The organism is Streptomyces sp. CAI-85, assembly GCF_013363615.1.
In the GTDB taxonomy this organism is placed as follows: domain Bacteria; phylum Actinomycetota; class Actinomycetes; order Streptomycetales; family Streptomycetaceae; genus Streptomyces; species Streptomyces antibioticus_B.
In genome coordinates, this window is the sequence record NZ_JAANNX010000245.1 from 1 (window position 1) to 699 (window position 699).

Sequence of the window (699 nt, forward strand, 5' to 3'; positions counted from 1 at the left end):
CCCGGTGTGTACATCTGCGACGAGTGCATCGATCTCTGCAACGAGATCATCGAGGAAGAACTCGCGGAGACCAGCGAGGTCCGCTGGGAGGAACTCCCGAAGCCGCGCGAGATCTACGAGTTCCTCGAGGGCTATGTGGTCGGCCAGGAGGCCGCCAAGAAGGCCCTGTCGGTCGCGGTGTACAACCACTACAAGCGCGTCCAGGCCGGCGAGAACGGCGGCGGCCAAAGCCGTGAGGACGCCATCGAGTTGGCCAAGTCCAACATCCTGCTGCTGGGCCCCACGGGCTCCGGCAAGACCCTCCTGGCACAGACCCTCGCCCGCATGCTGAACGTCCCGTTCGCCATCGCGGACGCCACCGCCCTCACCGAGGCGGGGTACGTCGGCGAGGACGTCGAGAACATCCTGCTGAAGCTGATCCAGGCCGCCGACTACGACGTCAAGAAGGCCGAGACCGGGATCATCTACATCGACGAGATCGACAAGGTCGCCCGTAAGAGCGAGAACCCGTCGATCACGCGTGACGTGTCCGGTGAGGGTGTGCAGCAGGCGCTGCTGAAGATCCTTGAGGGCACCACGGCCTCCGTCCCGCCGCAGGGCGGCCGCAAGCACCCGCACCAGGAGTTCATCCAGATCGACACGACGAACGTGCTGTTCATCGTGGGCGGCGCGTTCTCCGGCCTGGAGAAGATCATCGAG

General features: G+C 64.9%; 1 protein-coding gene. It reads left to right on the top strand.

Translation table 11 applies throughout. The features are described 5' to 3' along the window. Window positions 1-699: ATP-dependent Clp protease ATP-binding subunit ClpX (gene clpX, locus G6W55_RS38070; RefSeq protein WP_175525110.1), on the top strand; the 699-nt coding region annotated here is incomplete at both ends.